General features: G+C 69.6%; 24 protein-coding genes. 17 read left to right on the top strand and 7 right to left on the bottom strand.

The window, feature by feature from the left end; translation table 11 throughout:
* Positions 1 to 50: 50 nt before the first annotated feature.
* Positions 51 to 1,211 carry a glycosyltransferase family 9 protein gene (locus ASD38_RS04005; protein WP_056457755.1) on the bottom strand — a complete coding sequence of 387 codons (1,161 nt, stop codon included), beginning with the start codon at positions 1,209 to 1,211 and terminating at the stop codon, positions 51 to 53.
* A gap of 108 nt (positions 1,212 to 1,319) precedes the next feature.
* Between ASD38_RS04005 and ygfZ the strand changes: the two genes are divergently transcribed.
* From ygfZ to ASD38_RS03965, 8 genes are all read left to right on the top strand, one after another.
* Positions 1,320 to 2,120, top strand: coding sequence for a CAF17-like 4Fe-4S cluster assembly/insertion protein YgfZ (gene ygfZ, locus ASD38_RS04000; protein WP_056457753.1), 801 nt, complete (start codon positions 1,320 to 1,322; stop codon positions 2,118 to 2,120).
* Between the two features lie 124 nt (positions 2,121 to 2,244).
* On the top strand, positions 2,245 to 2,634 hold the full coding sequence (locus tag ASD38_RS03995) for a hypothetical protein (RefSeq protein ID WP_056457750.1): 390 nt from the start codon (positions 2,245 to 2,247) through the stop codon (positions 2,632 to 2,634).
* On the top strand, positions 2,627 to 2,836 hold the full coding sequence (locus ASD38_RS03990) for a helix-turn-helix transcriptional regulator (RefSeq protein WP_056457747.1): 210 nt from the start codon (positions 2,627 to 2,629) through the stop codon (positions 2,834 to 2,836). Before ASD38_RS03995 ends, ASD38_RS03990 begins: the two co-directional genes overlap by 8 nt.
* 51 nt (positions 2,837 to 2,887) lie before the next feature.
* Positions 2,888 to 3,472 carry a DNA-3-methyladenine glycosylase I gene (locus ASD38_RS03985; RefSeq protein WP_056435589.1) on the top strand — a complete coding sequence of 195 codons (585 nt, stop codon included), beginning with the start codon at positions 2,888 to 2,890 and terminating at the stop codon, positions 3,470 to 3,472.
* Between the two features lie 81 nt (positions 3,473 to 3,553).
* Positions 3,554 to 4,048, top strand: coding sequence for a hypothetical protein (locus tag ASD38_RS03980; RefSeq protein WP_056435592.1), 495 nt, complete (start codon positions 3,554 to 3,556; stop codon positions 4,046 to 4,048).
* Between the two features lie 106 nt (positions 4,049 to 4,154).
* The gene (locus ASD38_RS03975) at positions 4,155 to 4,808 is read left to right on the top strand and encodes a ribonuclease HII (RefSeq protein ID WP_056458269.1); all 654 of its coding nucleotides are present in this window, start codon (positions 4,155 to 4,157) and stop codon (positions 4,806 to 4,808) included.
* A gap of 142 nt (positions 4,809 to 4,950) precedes the next feature.
* A complete protein-coding gene (locus ASD38_RS23195; RefSeq protein ID WP_156390546.1) occupies positions 4,951 to 6,456 on the top strand; it encodes a PAS domain-containing sensor histidine kinase in 1,506 nt (501 codons plus the stop codon).
* 130 nt (positions 6,457 to 6,586) lie between these two features.
* Positions 6,587 to 7,663 carry a site-specific DNA-methyltransferase gene (locus tag ASD38_RS03965; RefSeq protein WP_056435595.1) on the top strand — a complete coding sequence of 359 codons (1,077 nt, stop codon included), beginning with the start codon at positions 6,587 to 6,589 and terminating at the stop codon, positions 7,661 to 7,663.
* Here the strand turns inward: ASD38_RS03965 and ASD38_RS03960 are convergent.
* Both ASD38_RS03960 and ASD38_RS03955 read right to left on the bottom strand, forming a co-directional pair.
* Complete coding sequence (locus ASD38_RS03960; RefSeq protein WP_056435598.1) at positions 7,660 to 8,289, bottom strand: glycoside hydrolase family 25 protein; 630 nt, start codon at positions 8,287 to 8,289, stop codon at positions 7,660 to 7,662. The genes ASD38_RS03965 and ASD38_RS03960 overlap by 4 nt on opposite strands.
* Positions 8,290 to 8,366: 77 nt before the next feature.
* Positions 8,367 to 9,422: an A/G-specific adenine glycosylase gene (locus ASD38_RS03955; RefSeq protein ID WP_056457745.1), complete on the bottom strand. Its 1,056-nt coding sequence runs from the start codon at positions 9,420 to 9,422 to the stop codon at positions 8,367 to 8,369.
* A gap of 182 nt (positions 9,423 to 9,604) precedes the next feature.
* On the opposite strand from ASD38_RS03955, the gene ASD38_RS03950 reads away from it, so the two are divergent.
* The 4 genes from ASD38_RS03950 (at position 9,605) to smc (ending at position 15,030) form a co-directional block, all read left to right on the top strand.
* Positions 9,605 to 10,144, top strand: a complete 540-nt coding sequence (locus ASD38_RS03950) for a DUF721 domain-containing protein (protein WP_056457741.1) — start codon at positions 9,605 to 9,607, stop codon at positions 10,142 to 10,144.
* A 134-nt stretch (positions 10,145 to 10,278) separates the two neighbouring features.
* Positions 10,279 to 10,914, top strand: coding sequence for a thioredoxin domain-containing protein (locus ASD38_RS03945; RefSeq protein WP_056457738.1), 636 nt, complete (start codon positions 10,279 to 10,281; stop codon positions 10,912 to 10,914).
* Positions 10,911 to 11,567, top strand: a complete 657-nt coding sequence (locus ASD38_RS03940) for a DsbA family protein (protein ID WP_056457735.1) — start codon at positions 10,911 to 10,913, stop codon at positions 11,565 to 11,567. The genes ASD38_RS03945 and ASD38_RS03940 overlap by 4 nt, the downstream gene beginning before the upstream one ends.
* 16 nt (positions 11,568 to 11,583) lie before the next feature.
* On the top strand, positions 11,584 to 15,030 hold the full coding sequence (smc, locus tag ASD38_RS03935) for a chromosome segregation protein SMC (RefSeq protein WP_056457731.1): 3,447 nt from the start codon (positions 11,584 to 11,586) through the stop codon (positions 15,028 to 15,030).
* A 172-nt stretch (positions 15,031 to 15,202) separates the two neighbouring features.
* Here smc and ASD38_RS03930 read toward each other — a convergent pair whose 3' ends face one another.
* Both ASD38_RS03930 and ASD38_RS03925 read right to left on the bottom strand, forming a co-directional pair.
* Positions 15,203 to 15,532, bottom strand: coding sequence for a DUF6481 family protein (locus tag ASD38_RS03930; protein WP_028037484.1), 330 nt, complete (start codon positions 15,530 to 15,532; stop codon positions 15,203 to 15,205).
* 114 nt (positions 15,533 to 15,646) lie between these two features.
* Positions 15,647 to 17,623 (bottom strand): hypothetical protein, encoded by a 1,977-nt coding sequence (locus tag ASD38_RS03925; protein WP_056457729.1) that lies wholly within the window; start codon positions 17,621 to 17,623, stop codon positions 15,647 to 15,649.
* A 469-nt stretch (positions 17,624 to 18,092) separates the two neighbouring features.
* On the opposite strand from ASD38_RS03925, the gene ASD38_RS03920 reads away from it, so the two are divergent.
* The 5 genes from ASD38_RS03920 (at position 18,093) to ASD38_RS03900 (ending at position 20,697) form a co-directional block, all read left to right on the top strand.
* On the top strand, positions 18,093 to 18,443 hold the full coding sequence (locus ASD38_RS03920; protein WP_056435618.1) for an AtpZ/AtpI family protein: 351 nt from the start codon (positions 18,093 to 18,095) through the stop codon (positions 18,441 to 18,443).
* Between the two features lie 14 nt (positions 18,444 to 18,457).
* Complete coding sequence (locus ASD38_RS03915) at positions 18,458 to 19,231, top strand: F0F1 ATP synthase subunit A (protein WP_056435621.1); 774 nt, start codon at positions 18,458 to 18,460, stop codon at positions 19,229 to 19,231.
* 58 nt (positions 19,232 to 19,289) lie between these two features.
* Entirely contained in the window at positions 19,290 to 19,514 is a 225-nt protein-coding gene (locus ASD38_RS03910; RefSeq protein ID WP_012288375.1) for a F0F1 ATP synthase subunit C, read from the top strand.
* 68 nt (positions 19,515 to 19,582) lie between these two features.
* Positions 19,583 to 20,182, top strand: a complete 600-nt coding sequence (locus ASD38_RS03905) for a F0F1 ATP synthase subunit B family protein (RefSeq protein ID WP_056435624.1) — start codon at positions 19,583 to 19,585, stop codon at positions 20,180 to 20,182.
* Positions 20,182 to 20,697: a F0F1 ATP synthase subunit B gene (locus ASD38_RS03900; RefSeq protein ID WP_056435626.1), complete on the top strand. Its 516-nt coding sequence runs from the start codon at positions 20,182 to 20,184 to the stop codon at positions 20,695 to 20,697. The genes ASD38_RS03905 and ASD38_RS03900 overlap by 1 nt, the downstream gene beginning before the upstream one ends.
* A gap of 227 nt (positions 20,698 to 20,924) precedes the next feature.
* Here ASD38_RS03900 and ASD38_RS03895 read toward each other — a convergent pair whose 3' ends face one another.
* Both ASD38_RS03895 and ASD38_RS03890 read right to left on the bottom strand, forming a co-directional pair.
* Positions 20,925 to 21,368 carry a hypothetical protein gene (locus ASD38_RS03895; protein ID WP_056457726.1) on the bottom strand — a complete coding sequence of 148 codons (444 nt, stop codon included), beginning with the start codon at positions 21,366 to 21,368 and terminating at the stop codon, positions 20,925 to 20,927.
* Positions 21,365 to 21,796 carry a hypothetical protein gene (locus ASD38_RS03890; protein WP_056435632.1) on the bottom strand — a complete coding sequence of 144 codons (432 nt, stop codon included), beginning with the start codon at positions 21,794 to 21,796 and terminating at the stop codon, positions 21,365 to 21,367. Before ASD38_RS03890 ends, ASD38_RS03895 begins: the two co-directional genes overlap by 4 nt.
* Between the last annotated feature and the right edge of the window lie 13 nt (positions 21,797 to 21,809).

Raw genomic sequence — 21,809 nt, 5'->3', positions numbered from 1 at the left:
CCGGGATGAGCGGATCTAAAGGCTAGATCTCAATACCGGAACAGCGCGCCTTAGGTGCGGTCCGCTTCGATCGTGTCTTCCGGAGCTGGCGCTTCGGCGGGCTCGTGATCAGCGTCGGGCGCCGCGTCCTCGAGCACGGGCTGGAGCTCCGGCGTCACCGCCGCGTCCTCGACCGTAGCCTCCGGCGCACTCTCCTCGACCACCACCTCGGGCGCGGCGTCCTTCGCCGCCTTCACCTCGGCCAGCAGGGCCTTGGCCGCCCGGACCACCGTGGCCACCGGCAGGTCGCTCATGTGGCGGATGGCCTGGGACAGGTCCGGATCCACGGCCAGGAACTGCTCGAACGTGCGCGGGCCGCGCACGGCGCGGGCGTTGGGGCCCCAGGGGGCGTAGCGGCGCTCGTCCGAGGGGCCGAACAGGCCGATGGTCGGCACACCGGCGGCGGCGGCGATGTGCATCAGGCCGCTGTCGTTGCCGATGAACAGATCCGCGCGCTTGAGGACCGCATAGGCGGTCAGCAGGTCCACCTTGCCGGTCAGATCGACATAGCGGCCGCGGGCCGAGGCCATGCGCAGCTCCTCGACCATTCGCCCGTCGCCGGGACCGCCCAGGATCAGCAGCCGCCCGCCGGCCAGCGCCCCGCCGGGGCCAAGCAGCTGCTGGGCGGTCTGGGCGAAGCGTTCGATCGGCCAGATCTTGCCCACCCAGTTGGAGGCCGGGCCGACGGCCAGGATCGGCCCGGTCGGCTCGCCCAGGCGCGGAACCAGCAGTTGGTCGGCCAGGGCCTGGACCTCGGGGGTGATGTAGAGGTGCGGGCTGGGCGGATCGCCTTCCAGCTTCAGCACCTTGGCGGCCTCGACCACCTTGTGCATCGGCTCGCCGGTGTTGCGCTTCCAGACGGCCCGCTTCTCGCGGCGCAGGAAATAGGCCGTGCCCGACCCGCGCAGGTCGACGACCAGGCCCCACTTCTTGTGGCGCACCTGGTTCCACAGCTTGAACCAGTGGCCCTTGCCCTTGCCCTTTTCCATGACGATCACCCGGTCGAGCCCGGGCACATGGGCGAAAAGGGGCGCGGCCAAGGGTCCGGAGACGATGGTGAAGCGGGCGTTGGGGATCTGGTCGGCCAGGAGCCGGATCAGGCCGGACGACAGCACGGCGTCGCCGATCCGCGTGGCGGTGATGAAGAGAATCGGGAAGGCCCGCTGTGTCATCCGTCCTTGTATAAGGCCGGTCGCGAGTCGAAGCATCCCTCGATAGCGGCTCAGCTTTTCATTCATTGAGACTGGTGCGCGCGCGTGCTTAGCGCCACATGTGCAGGCATGGACACGCCCCGCATCGCCCGCCTCGACAGCCGCGCCGTCATCGCCGTGACCGGCCCCGACGCCAGAAGCTTCCTCAACGGCCTGCTGAGCCAGGAGATCGAGACGCTGGCGCGAGGCGAACTGCGCTTCGCCGGCCTGCTGAGCCCGCAGGGCCGGCTGCTGTACGACCTGTTCGTGGCGGGCGTGGAGGACGGCGTGCTGCTGGACGTCGCCGCCGAGCATCGCGACGCCATCTTGATGCGCCTGACGATGTACAAGCTGCGGGCCAAGGTGGAACTGGCGGCCTCGGACATGCCGGTGAGCGCGCTCTTCGGCTTCGATCCGCGCGACATCGACGGCTTCGTCGCCGATCCCCGCCTGCCGGAACTGGGCTGGCGCGCCTATGGCGATGAGCTCGAGGCCGACGCCGCCGAAGACGACTACGACGCCCATCGCCTGGCGCTCGGCGTCCCCGGCCCGGCCGACTGGGGGACGGACAAGACCTATCCGATCGAGGCGAACTTCGACCTGCTGAGCGGGATCGACTTCAAGAAGGGCTGCTTCGTCGGCCAGGAGACCACCAGCCGCATGAAGCGGCGGGGAACGATCAAGAACCGCATGCTGCCGATCGCCTTCGACGGCCCCGCCCCCGCCTTCGGGACCGAGGTGCTGGCCGGCGAGCTTCGGGCCGGCGAGGTGCTGTCGGGCCGCGACGGCCGGGCCATGGCCCTGCTGCGCCTGGACCGCATCGAGGGCGCGGCGCTGACGGCGGACGGCCGGCCGGTGCGGGTCGAGACTCCGGTCTGGGCGTCGGCTTGACGGAATGTCACCTCAAGGTTACAAGTAACCCATAGGTGACATCCAGGACCTCAGACATGAGCCCCGCCCTTTCCGACAGCCAGATCGCCGAACGCGCCCAAAACCGGCGCAACCGCATCCTCTGGTGTTCTCGATCCTGTTCTTCGTCTGGCAGGGCAGTTTCTTCGGCGGCCATGTGACGCCGCACAGCCCGTTACGGACCGTCGAGATCGTCATGCTCGGCTCGCACCTGCTGCTGGCCGTGGTGCTGCTGGTCCTGCTGAACACCGGCGGCGGGTGGCGGTACGGCAAGGCGGTGCGCGCCCTGCTCGACGACGAGTCGACCCGCGCCCACCGCGCCCAGGCCCTGGCCTCGGGCTTCTGGGGCCTGGCCCTCTGCGCCCTGGGCCTCTACGCCGCCGCGCCGTTCGTCCGGATCGACGCCGAGGAGGCAGCCCACGTCCTGCTGTCGGTGGCGGTCGCGGTTCCGGCCCTTCGTTTCGTGATGCTGGAGCGGCGCGCCAATCGTGGGTGAGACGCCGCTGCTGAACACCCTCAAGGCCGCGCGCGCCGCCGCCGGCCTGACCCAGGCCGACCTGGCCGAGAAGGTCGGCGTCACCCGAAAGACGATCAACACGGTCGAGAACGGGGTCTTCGTTCCCTCCACCGTGCTGGCGCTGAAGCTGGCCCGGGCCCTGGACGCCACGGTCGAAGCGCTGTTCCAGTTGCCGGAATAGCGTTCACGAAAAGTTCTGGAAATCGACGCCGGGTTCGGCCAAGCTCGCGCCATGATCGAGATCCAACGCTGCACCTGGCGCGGCATGAACGGCGACCCGTTCTACGAGGCCTATCACGACGACGAATGGGGCGTGCCGGAGTACGACTCCCGCGCCCTGTGGGAGAAGCTGGTGCTGGACGGGTTCCAGGCCGGGCTGTCGTGGATCACCATCCTGCGCAAGCGCGAGGCCTTCCGCGCCGCCTTCGCCAATTTCGATCCCGACAAGGTGGCCCGGTTCGGCGACGCCGACCGCGCCCGACTGATGGCCGACGCCGGCATCATCCGCTCGAACGGCAAGATCGACGCGGCGATCTCGGGCGCCCGGATCTATTGCGACATGCGCGAGCGCGGCGAGGACCTTTCCGATCTGCTGTGGGGCATGGTCGGCGGCAAGCCGATCCAGAACCGCTGGACCGGCGGCGACGTCCCCGCCCAGACCCCCCTGGCCGTCGACATGGCCAAGATGCTCAAGGCCAAGGGCTACAAATACTGCGGCCCGGTGATCGTCTACGCCTTCATGCAGGCCACGGGACTGGTCAACGACCACCTGACGACGTGCTTCCGGCACGAGGAATGCCGGAAGCTGGCGCGGTAGAGGTTGCTTGATGCTGCTCAATTGGACCATGGACGCTCTGATCTAGGATCAGGATCGTCCTTTTCCGCGCCGGAGATTCCGTTGAGCGATTCAAAGCCCCTCGCCGCTCGCACGACCACGCGTCCCTGGCTGACGCCCCGCACCTTGCGCGACCTGCACCTGTATCTGGCGGTGTTCTTCGCGCCGTCCATCCTGTTCTTCGCCCTCACCGGCGCGCTGCAGCTGTTTGGCCTGCACGAGTCGCACGGCGGGGACTACGCGCCGCCGCCGGTGATCGAGAAGCTGGCCCAGGTGCACATCCATCAGCGCTACATGGCCAAGCCCGGCCGGCCGCGTCCGGCCAAGCCCGCGGAAGCTGCCGCCCCGGCCGCCAAGACCGCGCCGCCGAAGGCGGAGGAGAAAGAGCCCTCGACCCTGGGGGTGCAGATCTTCTTCCTCGGCACGGCGCTGGGCCTGGCTCTGGCCTCGTTGCTGGGGCTTTGGATCGGCCTGACCCAGGGTCGGCTTCGCAAGGTCTCGATGGCGCTGGCCGCGCTGGGAACGGTCGTGCCGATCCTCCTGGTGGCGCTCCAGTAAGGACGAAGGCTCGTCGCCGGGATTCCCTCAAGCGGCGAAACCCCTTAAGACCGGACTCGTGACCCAGTCGCCCAAGACCATCGCCAAGGCTCTCGCCGGCCCCGACATGATGCTGGAGGCCGCCTGCGGACCGGGTCTGGTCTGCGGGGTGGACGAAGCCGGGCGCGGGCCGTGGGCCGGGCCGGTCAGCGCCGCGGCGGTGATCCTGGATCCCGGCCGCGTGCCTGCGGGTCTCAACGATTCCAAGAAGCTGACCGCCAAGGCCCGGGCCGCGCTCGAGATCGAGATCAAGTCGGTCGCGGTCGCCTGGTGTGTGGGCCTGGCCAGCGTCGAGGAGATCGAGGAGCTCAACATCCTGCACGCCGCCGGCCTGGCGATGTGCAGGGCGATCGAAGGACTGTCGGTGAAACCCGACATGGCCCTGGTCGACGGCAACTACCGTTTCAAGCTGCCCTGCCCGATCAAGACGGTGGTCAAGGGCGACAGTCTGTCGTGCTCGATCGCCGCGGCCTCGATCCTGGCCAAGGAAGCCCGCGACCGGATCATGGTCGAGATGGACGCGGTGCATCCCGGCTATGGGTTCGCCGGCCACAAGGGCTATCACGCCGCGGTCCATGTCGAGGGCCTGCGCCGCCTGGGCCCGTCGCCGATCCACCGGATGAGCTGGGCGCCGGTCAAGCTGGCGCTGTCGGGCGAACTGGCGCTGGGCGACCTGGACGCCCTCGCGGCGGACGCGCTCGACGACGATCCGCGCGCCTAGGGCGTCGTCCGTCGGCCTGGAAACCCGCCGATCCCGTTATGTCGGCTAGACGGTCGTCTCGGCTCGCGTTCTGTGCCTAAGGTCACCCGCGTGACCCGAGGCCGGCCTGCGGCGCGAACGTCCTTCCCGTCGGAGACCCGATTTGCCTGACTTGCCGGCCGAAAAGACCCTCCGCGACGGCCAGACCTTTCTGGGCGACGGCGGCGAGATGGGCCGCCTGATTCGCGCCCATGACTGGTCCGCCTCGCCGCTGGGCCCGCCGGACGGCTGGCCGCAGAGTCTGAAGACCGTGGTCCGCCTGATCCTGACCTCCAGCCACCCGATGTTCATCTGGTGGGGTCCGGACCTGATCCAGTTCTACAACGACGCCTATCGCGAAACGATGGGCCCCGAGCGGCATCCCTCGGCCCTGGGCGGCCGGGGCCGCGAATGCTGGGCCGAGATCTGGGACATCATCGGCCCGCAGATCGAGCTGGTGATGCGCGGCGAGGGGTCGACCTGGCACGAGGACGCCCTGGTCCCCGTCACCCGCAACGGCCGGCGCGAGGACGTCTGGTGGACCTACGGCTACAGCCCGATCGACCACGAGGACGGCGTCGGCGGCGTGCTGGTGGTCTGCAAGGACGTGACCACCGAGCACCAGGTCCGCGAGGCGCTGGCCCAGGCCAACGCCGAGCTGAACAGCGAGGCCCAGCGCCTGCGCGCGCTTTTCGAGCAGGCGCCCAGCTTCATGGCCCTGCTGCGCGGTCCCGATCACCGGTTCGAGCTGGCCAATCCCGGCTACATGCGTCTGGTCGACCAACGGCCGGTGGTGGGCCTGACGGTGGCCGAGGCCCTGCCCGAAGCCGCCGAGCAGGGCTATGTCCAGCTGCTCGACCAGGTCTACCGGACAGGCGAGGCGTTCACGGCCACGGGGTCGAAGTTCACCCGTCCCGGCACCCCTGGCGAGCCGGGGGTCGAGCGCTATCTCGACTTCGTCTACCAGCCGATCCTGGACGCCCAGGGCGCGGTCAACGGGGTCTTCGTCGAAGGTCACGACGTGACCGAGCGGATCGTCGGCGAGCGGCGCCAGAAGCTGCTGCTCGACGAGCTGAACCACCGCGTCAAGAACACCCTGGCCACGGTGATGTCCCTGGCCATGCTCAGCGGCAAGTCGGCGCAATCGGTGCCGGAGTTCGTCGCCGTCTTCACCGACCGCGTCCATGCGATGGCCAAGACCCACGACCTGCTGATCCAGAACGCGTCGGGCGCCATCACGGTCCAGGACGTGCTGCGCGCCGAGCTGGCGCCGTATGTCGAGCCCGACGGCCAGCTGGAGCTGGTCTGCGAGACGATGGAGCTGACGTCGGACGCGCCCGTCAGCCTGGGCCTGATCGTCCATGAGCTGCTGACCAACGCCGCCAAGTACGGGGCCCTGTCGAGGCCGGACGGCCGGCTGCGGGTCCATTGCGGGCGCGACGCGGACGGCGGCTTCCTGGCCTGGCGGGAGACGGTCACCCATCCCTTCGCCGCCGCATCGCGCAAGGGCTTCGGCACGCGATTGATCAACCGCCTGGCCCACGAGCTGGGGGGCGCGGCCAAGCTGGACCTGAAGCCGACCGGCCTCGAGGCGCGGATCACGTTCAGCCTGGGAGATCCGTTGGAATGAAATTTTGAGTCTGATTAGACTCATTTCCCCAGGTTTGAGCGGGGTTAACAGGCCGGTAACCATGCCCGTTCACCCCAGCGTAACCATCGAGACTCATGATTCCGCTCAGTGTTTTTGACGGGAAGCGGACATGTCCTTCGGGCCTGAAACCATCATCCAAGGCGACTGCATCGAGGCGATGAACGCCTTGCCCGAGAAGTCCGTGGACCTGATCTTCGCCGATCCGCCCTACAATCTGCAGCTGGGCGGCGACCTGCTGCGTCCCGACAATTCCAAGGTCGACGCGGTCGACGACCACTGGGACCAGTTCGAGAGCTTCGCCGCCTACGACAAGTTCACCCGCGAATGGCTGAAGGCCGCCCGCCGCGTGCTGAAGGACGACGGCGCGATCTGGGTGATCGGCAGCTACCACAACATCTTCCGCGTCGGCGTGGCCGTGCAGGACCTGGGCTTCTGGATCCTCAACGACGTGATCTGGCGCAAATCCAACCCGATGCCCAACTTCAAGGGCACCCGCTTCGCCAACGCCCACGAGACCCTGATCTGGGCCTCCAAGAGCCAGGGCGCCAAGCGCTACACCTTCAATTACGACGCCCTGAAGATGGCCAATGACGAGGTGCAGATGCGCTCGGACTGGACCATCCCGCTGTGCACCGGCGAGGAGCGCATCAAGGGCGCGGACGGCGCCAAGGCCCACCCGACCCAGAAGCCCGAAGCCCTGCTCTACCGGGTGATCCTGTCGACCACCAAGCCGGGCGACGTGATCCTGGACCCGTTCTTCGGCGTGGGCACCACCGGCGCGGCCGCCAAGCGCCTGGGCCGCAAGTTCGTCGGCATCGAGCGCGAGGCCGAATACATCGAACACGCCAAGGCCCGCATCGCCAAGGTCGTTCCGATCGCGCCCGAGGACCTGGACGTCATGGGCTCCAAGCGGTCGGAGCCCCGCGTGCCGTTCGGCAACATCGTCGAGGCCGGCCTGCTCAATCCGGGCGACACGCTCTACTGCGCCAAGGGCTCGCACGCCGCCAAGGTCCGGGCCGACGGCTCGATCACGGTGGGCGACCTGTCGGGCTCGATCCACAAGGTCGGCGCCCTGGTGCAGTCGGCCCCGGCCTGCAACGGCTGGACCTACTGGCACTTCAAGACCGACAAGGGCCTGGCCCCGATCGACGTCCTGCGCAGCCAGGTACGGGCGGGGATGAACTAGGCCCCGCCGTTCAGCCAGAACACCCGCAGGGCGTCGGCCTCGCCGAAGTACTGGTCGCGGTCGCAGGGCCCGATGCCCGGCGCCGTATGGGGCTGCGGTCCGTTGACCCCGTCGGTGTACTGCCAGAGGGTCCAGCCGGACCAGTTGGGCGGAACGACCGCCGTGGACCCGTACTGCGCCAGCCAGAACCAGCACAGGGCCAGCACCGGGTCCTTCTGGTCGCCCAGCAATTGCTTGATGTAGTTGCCCGAATAGAGCCCGGGCCAGCGGCCGGCCTGGTCCTGGATCCGGCTGACGAAGGCGCGGGCCTGGTCCAGGGTCATGCTGGAGTTGTTCGGGTTCTCCTCGAAATCCAGGACCAGCAGCATCCCGGCGTTGTCGGGTCCGATCGTCTGCAGGAAATGGTCGGCCTGGGCGACCGGGTCGTCGCCGGTTCCGAAATGATAGGCGCCCCACATCAGGCCGGCCGCCTGGGCCGGGCCCCGGCGAACGGCGTATTCGGGATCCACATAGTCCAGCCCCTCGGTGGCCTTGTGCAGCACGCCCGTGATCCCGCCGGCCGCGGCCTGGACGAAGTTCGGGCTGGCGTTGTGGTGCGAGAGGTCGATGACGGTGTTGATGGCCATGGACGGCTCCTGGGCGCGTGACGGGCGCGGAGCTTGCCATCAAGGCCGCAGGTTGTCTTCAGACTCAATTCGCGCAGTCAGAGCAATCGCCGCGTCGCCAGGGCCGCCTTCAGGAACACGCTCGGCAAGGCCGACAGCCCCTCCCGCGGGGTCCAGACGAAGTCGCCTCCCCCCTCCGCCGCGAACACCCGCAGCGTCAGGGAAAAGTGGGTGAAGACGTGCTCGACCGCCCCCAGGTCGCGCCAGGCGCCGGCGGCGGGGGCGGCGGCGACCGCCTCCTCGTCCGTATACGGCGCGGCCCGCCAGTCGCTGGTCGGCAGGCCCAGCATGCCGCCCAGCAGGCCCTTGGGCGGGCGGCGGACCAGGGCCGTGGCGTCACCGCGGGTCAGGAGGTAGGCCACCCCGAACCGGCGCGGCCGGTCGGCCTTCCTGGTCTTGCGCGGATAGGTTTCCGGCGCGCCGCTCTTGAAGCCCTCGCACCAGGCCGAGATCGGGCAACGGTCGCACAGCGGGGCCTTGGGCCGGCAGACCGTGGCCCCCAGGTCCATCAGGGCCTGGGCCCAGTCGCCGGGGCGCCCGTAGCCCTTGGCGCCGGTGACCAGCTCGCCGGCCAGGCGCTTCAGCTCGGGCTTGGCGTCCGGCACGGGCTCTTCCACCGCGAACAGCCGGGCCATCACCCGCTCGACATTGCCGTCGACGACGTTGGCCGCTCGGTCGAAGGCGATGGCGGCCACGGCGGCGGCGGTGTAGGCGCCCACGCCCGGCAGGGCCCGCAAGGCCTCTTCGGTGTCGGGGAAAACGCCGCCGTGGTCGGCCGCCACGGCCCGGGCGCAGGCCAGCAGGTTGCGGGCCCGGGCGTAGTAGCCCAGCCCCGCCCAGGCGGCCATCAGGTCGCCGTCCTCGGCCGCCGCCAGGTCCGACACCGTCGGCCAGCGCCGGGTGAAGCTCAGGAAATAGGGCGTGGCGTGCGGCACGGTGGTCTGCTGCAGCATCACCTCCGACAGCCAGACCCGGTAGGGATCGGAGCGCTGCCCGGCCTTGCCGGCCGCCGGCCCGGTCCGCCAGGCCAGGTCGCGCGCCTGGACGTCGTACCAGGCCAGCAGGGCGGCGCGGAGGGCGGGGATGTCGAGCATGCTTGTCCTATGACAGAGCGTCCCCGAACTTGTCATCCCGGACAAGCGCGCAGCGCGCCGATCCGGGACCGACGCGTGAACTCGGCGCTTCCGGCGGTCCCGGGTCTTCGCTTCGCTACGCCCGGGATGACAGACATTGTTGGCTGCTCCCGCCCGCGCCGTGCTTCTGCTACCCTCCCCTCATGCGCCGCCCCCTGCCCACCGCGGAAGAAGCCCTCGAGATCCTCAAGCGTCGCCGCACGCGTCCGCAGAGGCGTCCGCCGCCGCCGGCCGGCAAGTCGCTGGCCCCGCTGATCAGGAAGCTGGACGAAAAGTTCGGCCAGGGCCCGGGCGTGCTGAAGGCTCGCTGGCGCGAGATCGTCGGCGAGACCCTGGCGCGCCGCACCGAACCCGTCCGGGTGATCAAGAGCCGCACCGGCGAGGGCGGCACCCTGGAGCTGCGGGTCGACGGGCCAGTGGCCTCGCTTATCCAGCACCAGGCCCCGCAGATCACCCAGCGCCTGGACATGCTGCTGGGCAAGGGCGCGGTGACCAAGCTGCGCATCGTCCAGGGTCCGGTGAAGGTCCAGGCCGCGCCTGCCGCCCCCCGCCCCCGCCGCAAGCCGCCGCTGGACGCCGCCCAGGAACGCGACCTGGCCGACAGCCTGGCCGACCAGCCCGAGGGCGGCCTGAAGGAGGCCCTGCTGAAGCTGGGCCGCGGGGTGCTGCGCGATCCGCGCTGAAGGCGCGTCCGGCCGGTGCTGGATTGACAACCGGACGTCCGATAGGCTGATGCAACGCCTTATCCGCGCCCTTTTCACGCGACTAAAGAATCGCGCTTAACTTCACTGTTCACGCCTCTTCCAGGGAAGATCACATGCGTCCGATGACCCGCCGGCTTTTGACTGCCGTCGCCCTCACCGCCACTCTGGGCGTCGCGCTCGCCGGTTGCGACAAGAAGGAGTCGGTGTCCGCCGACGACATGTCGCTGGGCAATCCGAACGCCAAGGTCACGGTCGTCGAGTACGCCTCGGCCTCGTGCATCCACTGCGGCCGCTGGAACAACGAGGTCTTCCCGGCCTTCAAGGCCAAGTACATCGACACCGGCCGGGTCAACTACGTCTACCGTGAGTTCCTGACCGAGCCCGTGCAGGTGGCGTCCGCCTCGTTCCTGATGGCCCGCTGCGCCGGCAAGGACAAATATTTCTCGGTGCTGGACTCGGTCTACCACTCGCAGGAAGAGATGTTCACCACCGGCGACTATCGCGGCGTGCTGCTGCGCGTCGCCCAGTCGGCCGGCATGAGCGAAGCCCAGTTCACCAGCTGCGTCACCGACGAAAAGGCCCTCAAGGCCTTGAACGACCGGGTCGAGAAGTACCAGACCTCCGCCAAGATCACCGGCACCCCGACCTTCATCATCAACGGCAAGAAGGCCGGCGGCGACGACGGCGGCGAGCAGTCGATGGCCCAGCTGGACGCCGCCATCGCCGCGGCGGAGGCGGCCGCGAAATGATCATCGACCGGCGCGCCCTGATCGGGACCGGTTTGGCGGCCACGGGCCTGGCCCTGGCCGCCGCGCCGACGATCGCGCGCGCCGCGCCGCTGCCGGCGGCCGAGGGCGACATGGCCCTGGGTTCGCCCAAGGCCGGCGTGCAGGTGGTGGAGTACGCCTCGCTGTCCTGCAGCCATTGCGCCCACTGGAACAACGAGGTCTTCCCGGCCTTCAAGACGCGGTTCATCGACACCGGCAAGGTCCGGTACGTGTTTCGCGAATACCTGACCCAGCCCTACGCGTTCGCCGCCGCCGGCTACCTGTTGGCCCGGCGCGTGGGTCCGGCCCGCTACTTCGAGGTGATCGACACGATCTTCAAGCAGCAGGCCGCCATCTTCGACAGCGACGACCAGTGGGGCGGCCTACTGAAGATCGGCAAGGGCTTCGGCCTGACCGAGGCGCAGTTCACCGCGGCCCTGGAGGACAAGAAGGCCCTGGCCGTCGTCAACGCCCGGGTCGAGAAGGCCACGGTCCGCGACCAGATCGAAGTGACCCCCACCTTCTTCGTCAACGGCCAGCGCTACGAGGGCGGCCTGGCGATCGAGACCATGGCCGCCGCCATCGCCAAGGCGGCCGCCAGCAAGCCGGCCCCAAGCAAGCCGGTTAAGGGCTGAGGGGCGGGCGGGCGCCGTGCAGTTCCAGCGTCTGCGCCTTCAAGGATTCAAATCCTTCGTCGAACCGACCGAGTTCCGGATCGAGCCCGGCCTGACGGGCGTCGTCGGGCCCAACGGCTGCGGCAAGTCCAACCTGCTGGAAGCCCTGCGCTGGGTGATGGGCGCCAACTCGGCCAAGGCCATGCGCGCGGGCGGCATGGACGACGTGATCTTCGCCGGCAGCGGCAATCGCCCGGCCCGCAACCACGCCGACGTCACCCTGACCATCGACAACGCCGAGCGCACCGCCCCGGCCCAGTTCAATGACGACCCGGTGCTGGAGGTCGTGCGCCGCATCGACCGGGGCGAGGGTTCGACCTACCGCATCAACGGCCGCGAGGTCCGCGCGCGGGATGTCCAGCTGCTGTTCGCCGACGCCTCGACCGGGGCCAACTCGCCGGCCCTGGTCCGCCAGGGCCAGATCAGCGAGCTGATCGGCGCCAAGCCGCAGAACCGCCGCCGCATCCTGGAAGAGGCCGCCGGCGTCTCGGGTCTGCACACCCGCCGCCACGAGGCCGAGCTGAGGCTGCGCGCCGCCGAGGCCAATCTCTCGCGCCTCGAGGACGTGGCCGGCGAGCTGGAGACCGCCCTGAACCGGCTTCGCCGCGAAGCCCGGCAGGCCGAGAAGTACAAGCGCCTGTCGGCCGAGATCCGCGCCGTGCAGGGCGCCGTGCTCTACACCCGCTGGACCGAGGCCCGCGACACCCTCAACCGCACTCAGACCGACGCCACCGAAGCAGCCCGTAGCGTCGAGGACACCGCCCGCGCCGCCGCCGCGGCCCAGACCGCGATCCTGACGGCCGAGACCGCCATGCCGCCGCTGCGCGAGGAAGCCTCGATCGCCCAGGCCGTCCTGGGCCAGCTGGCCATCCAGAAGGACCGGGCCGAGCGCGAGTCCCAGGCGGCGGCCGCCGAGTTCGAACGGCTGTCGGCCGACCTGACCCGCATCGACGACGACCGGGCGCGCGAGGCGCAGGGCCTGCAGGACGCCGTCCAGGCCCTGGCCCGCGCCGACGCCGAGCTGACCGAGCTGCGCGCCCAGATGGCCGCCGCCCCGGCGCGCGGGCCCGAGCTGGCCGCCGCCGCCAAGGCCGCCGAGGAGGCGCGCGCCAAGGCCGACGCCGAGGTCGAGCAGCTGGCCGCCCGCGCCGCCGCCGAGGACGCCCGGGCCCGCGCCGCCGCCCAGCGCCTGGCCGAGGCCGAGAGCCGTCTGGCCCGCACCGTCCGCGCCCTGGACCAGGCCAAGTCCGAACGCGCCGCCGTCGGCCCCGTGGTCGACCCGGCCGCCGCCGAGGCCCGCCAGCGCTTCGCCAACGCCGAGGCCGGTCTGGCGTCAGCCCGGCAGGCGCTCGAGGAAGCCGAGGCCGTCCGCGTCAAGGCCGCCGCCGCCGAGGCCCAGTCCCGCGACCTGGCCCGCAAGGTCGAGGACCAGCTGGGGCGGCTGCGCACCGAGGCCCGGGGCCTGGCCCAGCTGACCGCCCCGCGCGCCAAGAGCGGCTTCTCGCCGGCCCTGGACGCGGTGACGCCCGAGAAGGGCTACGGCGCCGCCCTGGCCGCCGCCCTGGGCGACGACCTGGAGGCGGCGCTCGACTCCCGCGCCCCGTCGTTCTGGGCGGGCGGAGAGGCCTCCGCCGTCGCCTGGCCGGAGGGCGCGACGCCGCTGGCCCCGCTGATCAAGGCCCCGCCGGAACTGGCCGCCCGGCTGTCGCACGTGGCCGTGGTCGCCCGGACCGACGGCGACCGCCTGGCCAGGAGCCTGCCCGTCGGCGCGCGGCTGGTCTCCAAGGAAGGCGACCTGTGGCGCTGGGACGGCTTCGTGGCCCGCGCCGACGCGCCCAAGCCCGCCGCCGTCCGCCTGGAGCAGCGCACCCGCCTGGCCGAGGTCGAGGCCGAGATCGACCAGGTCGCGCCGCGCGCCGAGGCCGCGACCGCCGCCCTGAAGACCGCCGCCGACGCCCTGCGAGTGGCCGAGGAAACGCTCCGGGACAAGCGCCGGGGTCCGCCCGAGGCCGAGCGCCTGCTGACCGGGGCCCGCGAGGCCGTGACCCGCTACGAGCGCGAGGCCGCCCAGCGCGAGGCCCGCGCCCAGTCGCTGGACGACACCATCGCCCGCTTCGAGGCCGAACGGGTCGAGGCCGACACGGCCCTGGCCGCCGTCCGGGCCGAGACCGCCGAGGCCGAAAGCGTCGCCGACCTGGCCCCGCTGCTGGCCGCCGCCCGCCAGGCCGCGACCGCCGCGCGGGAAGCCGCCGCCGCCGCCCGCTCGGCCCTGGACCAGGAGACCCGCGAGACCGCCGGCCGCCAGCGCCGCCTGGAGACCCTGGAGCGCGACCACGCCGACTGGGCCAAGCGCCGCGAAGCCTCGGCCAGGCGCGAGACCAGCTTGGACGCCGACCGGGTCAAGGCCGCCGCCGCCCTGGAGGCCGCCCGCGAGGCGCCGACCATGCTGGCCGAGAAGCTGGTGGTGATCGTCGAGCAGTTCGCCGCCGCCGAGGACCGCCGCGCCAAGGCCTCGGACGCCCTGGAGGCCGCCGAGACCGCCCGCCTCGCCGCCGACCGCGCCGCCCGCGCCGCCGAGCAGGCCGCCTCGGAGGCCCGCGAGAAGCGCGCCGCCCTGGTCGCCACCCTGGACGCCGTCCGCGACCGCTTCGCCGAGGTGGCCGGGGCCATCCGCGAACAGGCCCGGATGGAGCCCGAGGAGCTGGGCCGTCACGTGGCCGGCGAGGCCGTGGCCGTGCCCAAGGACGCGGCGGGCGTGGAAGCTCACCTGTTCGCCCTCGAACGAGAGCGCGACGCCATCGGTCCGGTGAACCTCCGCGCCGAGGAGGAGGCCAACGAATACGCCGCGCGGCTGGAGACCATGCGCACCGAGCGGGCCGACCTGTCGGGTGCGGTGAGCAAGCTGCGGGCCGGGATCGAGGAGCTGAACGCCGAGGGCCGCGAGCGCCTGCTGGCGGCGTTCGAAGTGATCAACGCCCACTTCCAGACCCTCTTCCAGGCCCTGTTCGGCGGCGGCCAGGCCGAACTGCGGCTGGTCGAGAACGACGATCCGCTGGAGGCCGGCCTGGAGATCTTCGCCTGCCCGCCCGGCAAGCGCATGGCCTCGATGAGCCTGATGAGCGGCGGCGAGCAGGCCCTGACCGCCAGCGCCCTGATCTTCGGCGTCTTCCTGGCCAACCCGGCCCCGATCTGCGTGCTGGACGAAGTCGACGCGCCGCTCGATGACGCCAATGTCGACCGCTACTGCAACATGCTGGACGAGATGCGCCGGCGGACCAAGACGCGGTTCATCGCCATCACCCACAATCCGGTGACCATGAGCCGGATGGACCGGTTGTTCGGGGTGACCATGGCCGAGCGCGGCGTCAGCCAGCTGGTCAGCGTGGATCTGAGCACCGCGGAGCAGCTGGTGGCGGCGCAATAGCGCGGCGGCTCACTCACTTGCCCCCACCTGACGGCTTCGCCGTCTGTCCGCCCCCATAGGGGGCGGAGGAGGTGCGCACGGCCTCCTCTTCCCCCTCTGGGGGAAGACGGTCGCGAAGCGACCCGTAGGGGGCAAGTGCTAGCCGCCGAAAAGGTCGGCGGCAGTCCCAAAATTACTTCTGGCGGGCCTTGCGGGCGGCGTACTTGGCGTCGCGGGCGGCCTTCTGCTCGGCTTGGGTCAGGGCCTTGCGTTCCTTGCGGTCGGCGCGCTTCTCGGCCAGGGCCGCTTCTTCGCGCGCCAGGATTTCCTGACGGGCGGCTTCCTTGATCGCGGCGCGTTCGGCGCGGACACGTTCCAGCTCGGCTTCGCGCTCGGCGTGGCGCTGCTCGAAGTTGGGGTCCTGAACGGTGGGCTTCACCTTCATCTTGGCCAGCATGGCCTTCTTGGCTTCGGCGGCGGCGGTGATGCGATCGGCGAAGCCGGTGTTCTTCAGATGCGACATGAATCTTCTGGTTGGTGGAAAGTGCGCTCCTAAGACCCCAAAACGCCGGGAAAAGCAATTGACGATCCCCGGCGCGAATGGACACAGGCCCATCGCGCCGGGGATTTCGGGCCTTTATTTCTCGATCCGATAAACGGTGTAGCTGTGCGGCGCGACGGCGGCGGCGAACTCGGTGCGGGCCGGCACGCCCTGGCGGCGCCAGGCGTCGGCCTTGCTATCGGCGGGCTTGGCCTCGACCAGCTTGCCGCTGGTCATGTCGCGCAACTTCACCCCCGCGCCCAGCAGCGACAGGTTCACGTCCGTGTCGTCGTCGCGGAACGACTGCACCACGAAGGTCCCGTTGTCGTAGGCGAACAGGCTGACCCGGTCCGGCGCGTCCAGCCGGACCGGGAAGTCGCGCTGCAGGTAGCGCTTGATCTCGGTCGTCACGCCCTGGGGCAGGTTGTAGAGGTCGCCCGGGTTCTCCGGCATGGTGATCACATAGAGCACCCCGCCGCCGTAGCGGTTCATCAGCAGGATGGGGAAGCCCTTGGCGTTGGCCACGCCCCGGATGATCCCCCAGCTGTCGTTGGTGTAGAAGGCCAGTTCCGGAAACAGCACCGGCGGATTGTCGCGCTTGGGGTCGTTCAGGCTCTCGCCGTTGCCCGCGCCGTAGCCGTTGAGGAAGTCGTGCAGGGCCACCTTGCGGCCGGTGTCGCGCACCTCGAGGATGTCCTCGATCCCCTTGCCCTGCAGCGCCCCCAGCAGGCCCGAGGTGATGAACACCGTCTTGCCGGCCAGCAGGTTGCCCTTGATCTCCTCGACGATCCTGGGGTCCTTGGCCGCCGCCTGGGTCAGCAGGGCGACGTCGGCGTTCTTGGGGAAGTTGGGCGACAGCTCGATCGGAATGCCGATATTGCCCAGATAGTTGTGCAGGAAGTCCTCGCCCGACGACTGGTAGGGCTTGTACGACGCGACGCCGATCGGCCGGCCCAGATAGCCCAGGTCCTTGTCGATCTTCTCCAGCGACCAGCCGGCCGCGCGGCCCCAGCCGGGACCCGGGTCATTGGCCTGGCCCGAGGGCTTGTAGCTGGCGACCATCGCCTTCCAGTCGAAGCTGGTGGCCTTGTCCTTCCACGGACGCGCGCCCGGCTCGACGGCCTTCGCCTCGTTCATCGGCCGCCAGTTGAACAGGGTGATCTCCGGCGCCTTGGCCAGCAGGGTGTCCCACAGCTGCTCGGCGTAGCGGTCGACATACAGGGTCGAGAAGGTGTCGACCCAGCCGCCGCCGTTGCCCTTGCCGCCGTTGGAGCCCACCGGGCGGATGTTGTCGAAGTAGCGGATGATCGAATAGCTCTCGTACTGCTGCAGCAGCTGATCGGTGACCACCGGATCGCGGGTCTCGGTGCCGGTGTAGATGCCGTCGAACATCTGCGACTGCTTCTCCAGGTCGTAGCCGGTGCCTTGGAAGTGCTCGTACCAGTTGGGGTACTTGATGATCATCCGCACCTTGGGATTGACCGCCTTGGCCGGGCCCAGGACCAGGTCCTGGCTGACCTTGCGCATGGTCTCCAGCCGGTACTGGGTCCAGGATCGGTCGCCCTTGGCGGCGATGTCGGCCGGGCTCTTGGACGTGTAGAAGAAGAAGTCGTCGAGGATCACCTCGTCGAAGTGCTTGGCCGCCAGGCGCACCGCCTTCTCGCACTCGGCCCGGTGGGCGGGGTTCTCGTAGTCGAAGGTGCCGAACTGGCCGCCCTCGCCGCCGGTCGCCAGGGTGATCCCGCCGGCCACCGTGACGCCGCGCTCCTCGAACCAGCCCTTGACCCGCTCGATCTGCTCGTCGGTGGCGAAGTTGCTGCTGCGGTAGACCTCCAGATAGACCTTGTCGAAGTGCAGCTGGCGGCTGGCTCGCTCGAACTCGCGGTCGAAGGTGGCCTTGTCGGCCAGCTCCTTGGCGTTGTTGACGGCGATGTAGATGGCGGCGTGGAAGTTCTTGTAGGCCGGCAGGGGCTGGGCGGCCGGAGCGGCCTGGGCGCTGGACGACAGCCCGGCGGGGGCGAGGATCGCCAACAGCGCCGCGGCGCCGAGCAGGTTTCCGGTCAGGCGGATCATGGCGTGTTCTCCCCTCGATGAGCCCTTCGCCGGCGCATCGAGGCGACCGGTCATGGTTGCGGTAACATTGGATTGGTATGACGAATGTTGCGAGGGGAATTTTCGCGAAGACGGCGAAGGCTCCCTCCGGCCCGCGAGCCGCCTCTCTCCGAGGAGAGGGTCCAGAGCGCCGGATGCTTCGCTTTGGAGGCGCTGTCGCGGAGCGGCCGGGGAGGTCTTTGCTGGGCCTGATCCGTCCCCTTACGTAGAAATCCGGCGAAATCGCGGTTGACCTTGCGGCGCCGATCGGGGCTTGAAGGACGGACTTGCCGACACTCACCGGAATTTCGCGAAAAGCCGTTATAAAACTGCAACTTGACGGATATTTTCCCCAACTTGACGCACTGCGGCGCGATCTATAGGTTCCGCCGCGATCAAGCTGGGTCTGGGGGACGGCTCTCTCGGGCCATCGCAGGACCCTACAACTCCAATGCCCAAGGTTGACGATCCGCGCGAAGAGGCGCTACGCCGCCTCGACGAACGGGCCGAAGCGCTTAAGGCCAGCACGGCTCGGCCTGAGTCGCGGGCGGGCGAGATGAACGCCTCGAGCCAGGCCTATAAGATCCTGGCCGAACTGGTGGGCGGGGTGCTTATCGGGCTGGCCCTGGGCGCGATCGTGGATCGGTTCGCCAAGACCGGGCCTTGGGGTTTGATCGGCGGGGTCCTTCTGGGCTTCGCCTTGTCGTTGTTCATGGCGCGTCGCACGGCCAACCGGCTGATGGCGCAGGCGAAGGCGGAAGAGGCGGCGCGATCGCAAGCCTCCAAGCCCAAAGTAGACTAGGAGCGAAAGGCCCGATGGCCGATCCGTTGCATCAGTTCAAGATCGAGAAGATCATCGACCTTCCCGACGTCACCCTTCCGGGGTTGGGCCAGGTCGATCTCGCGATCACCAACTCGCATGTCGCCATGACCGTCGCTTTCGCGGCGATCGTGCTGTTCCTGACCGCCGTGACCTCCAAGGCGCAGATCGTGCCCGGCCGACTTCAAGTCGTCGGCGAGGGCGTGTTCGGCCTGATCGACAACCTGACGGACTCGATCATCGGCCACGAGGGCCGCAAGCTGTTCCCGTTCGTGTTCACGATCTTCACCCTGATCCTGGGCATGAATTTCCTGGGCCTGATGCTGGCCTTCACGGCCACCTCGCAGATCGCGGTGACCGCCACCTTCGGCGTGCTGACCATCGGCCTGGTGCTGATCATCGGCTTCGCCAAGCACGGCCTGGGCTTCTTCAAGCTGTTCGTGCCGTCGGGCGTGCCGTGGGTGCTGCTGCCGGTGATCGTGCTGATCGAGTTCGCCTCGTTCCTGCTGCGCCCGGTGACCCTGACCCTTCGTCTGTTCGGCAACATGATGGGCGGCCACGTGGCCCTCAAGGTGTTCGCCGGCTTCGTGGCGGCCGCCGTGATCGGACAGATCGGCCTGCTGGGCATTCCGGTCGGCATCCTGTCGATCGGCATGGTCACCGCCCTGACCGCTCTGGAATTCCTGGTGGCCTTCCTCCAGGCCTTCGTTTTCGCCGTTCTGACCTGCATCTATCTCAATGATGTGGTCAATCTGGGTCATGGCCACTAAGGCTCGGACCCAACCCGCTATCACCACTCAACCTCTTACCAACTAGGACAAGACAACTATGGACGCAGCAGCCGCCAAGCTCATCGGTGCCGGCCTCGCCACCCTCGGAATGATCGGCGCCGGCATCGGCGTGGGCAACATCTTCGGCAGCTTCCTGACGGGCGCCCTGCGCAACCCGTCGGCCGCCGCCAGCCAGATCGGCAACCTGTTCGTGGGCGCGGCTCTGGCCGAAGCCCTGGGCATCCTGGCCTTCGTGCTCGGCATCCTGATCTACTCGGCCTAACGCCGGACCTGATTGACGGCGGCGCCGCACGGCGCCGCCGCGACCCCTCTACCGGACGATTTTAGGTAATGGCTGATCCCACACAGTCCGCTCCGGCGGTCTCGACCCACGGCGCCGGGGCCTCTCCCGCGCCGGGCGCAACCCATGAGGCGTCGGGCGCCGAGCACGGCTCGGGCGGCCTGCCGCAGTTCGAGTTCCAGCACTGGGGCGGCCAGATCGCCTACCTGCTGGTGCTGTTCGCCATCCTGTACGTGCTGATCGCGCGCGTCTTCACGCCGCGCATGCGGGCCGTGATCGACGAACGCGCCAGCCGGATCGCCGGCGCTCTGGAAGCCGCGCGTCAGGTGCAGGCCGAAGCCCTGGAGCAATCCCGGGCGGCGGCGGCCGAAGTGGCCGAAGCCCGCGCCCGCTCGCAGGCCCTGGCCTTCGACGCGCGCGCCAAGGCCAACGCCGAAGCGGCGGAACGCTCCGCCGTGGAAGAGGCCAAGCTGGCCTCGCACCTCGCCGAAGCCGAAACCCGCATCCAGGGCCTGCGCGACTCCGCCATGGCCTCGGTCGGCGCGGTGGCCGGCGAAACCGCTCAGGCCATCATCCAGAAGCTGACCGGCAAGGCCGCCTCGGCCGCGGACCTCAAGGCAGCGACCGCTCTGAGCGGAGGAGCCGCCTGATGCCCGCGTTTTTCGAAGGCGAATTCTGGAACATCGCCAATCCGGAACTGTGGGTCGGCGTCGGCCTGATCCTGTTCATCGCGATCGTGATCTGGGCCAAGGCCCCGGGGATGATCGCGGGCAAGCTGGACGAGACGGCCGCCAAGATCCAGTCCGACCTCGACGAGGCCGCCCGGATCCGCGCCGAAGCCGAAGCGCTGCTGGCCAACATCCGCGCCGAGCGCGAGGAAGCCGAACGCCAGGCGACAGCCATGCTCGCCGCGGCCAAGGCCGACGTCGCGCAGATGCAGATCGAGGCCAAGGCCAAGCTCGAGGAACAGATCAAGCGCCGCGCCGAAATGGCCGAACGCAAGATCGCCCAGTCCGAGGCCCAGGCCCAGGCGGACGTCAAGGCCGCCGCGGTCGACCTGGCCGCCCAGATCGCCGAGCAGGTTCTGGTCGCCCGCCTCGCGGCCGGCGGTTCGGACGGCCTTGTGGACACGGCCATCGGCCAGATCGGCGCGAAGCTGCAATAGCGGTTCGGACCGACGACAACATCAAGGGCGCGCTCCGCGAGGGGCGCGCCCTTTTTTGTTTGGGCCGGCCCAAGGCCCTCCCCCTGTGGGGGAGGCGATCGCGCAGCGATCGGTGGGGGGAGTTTGAGGATCGAAGATCGCGGATCAGGCCGCCTGCCGAACACTTCCCCCTCCGTCGGCTTCGCCGACACCTCCCCCACAGGGGGAGGGCCTAGAGAGCGCTGGCGTTAGACCGGCTGCTTCCGCAACCAGCGACGCCGCAGGTATTTCCGCCCCCGCTTCAGCACCCGCCAGTGGGCCTTGCGCAGGATCAGCTTCTCCGACCGCAGCAGCTGCTGCCAGGCCACCAGCATGATCTCCGGCTCGCGGCGCATCAGCCTGCGGATCGGGAAGATCAGCTTGGGATGGCGGCGCTGCCAGCGCAGGAAGCGGCGCTTGGCCTGGAACGAGTTGCGCAGCACGATCATCAGCCCGACAACCAGCAGCGGCAGGCCCAGGTGGCCCGGCAGGGGCGTCAGGACGACCCCGGCCAGCAGCACCACTATGCCCAAGGCCAGCGCCGCCCAGCGGGCGACGCGTCCCGTGGTTTCCCGCAGGATCAGGGCCAGACGGCGACGGCGGCGGTAGAGCCTCGAAGGCAGTCTGGCGAGCGTCTCGGCCGGCGAGTTCACGAATACCGCTTGAGCGAACGGCGCTTAAGCGACTGACGCTTGAGGGACCGGCGCCAGCGCTTGGCCACGCGCCAGCGGCGCGGCATGACCAGACGCTCCATGCGCAGGACCTGCTGCCAGGCCACCGGCAGCACCTCCGGCTCGCGGCGAAGCAGCCGGCGCAGCGGAAACAGCAGCTTGGGATGGGCGTGCTGGAAGCGCACGAACTGCTTGCGGGCCTTGAACGAGTTGCGCAGCACCAGCATCAGGCCGACCACCGTCACCGGCACGCCCAACGGGCCGGGCAGCGGCGCGATCAGGACACCCGCCACCACCAGCACCAGGCCCAGCGTCACCAGCAGGACGCGCGAAATCCGCCCGAGAAGCTCGCGGGCGAGTTCATCGGCGGCGGAGAAACGCACGGGCGGCATGGCGAGGGCAAGGTTCATGGGCAGGAAGAAA

It is taken from the genome of Caulobacter sp. Root487D2Y (assembly GCF_001427165.1).
In the GTDB taxonomy this organism is placed as follows: Bacteria; Pseudomonadota; Alphaproteobacteria; order Caulobacterales; family Caulobacteraceae; genus Caulobacter.
Note: the sequence above shows the minus strand (reverse complement) of the source record. Positions and strands in the feature narration are given on the sequence as shown.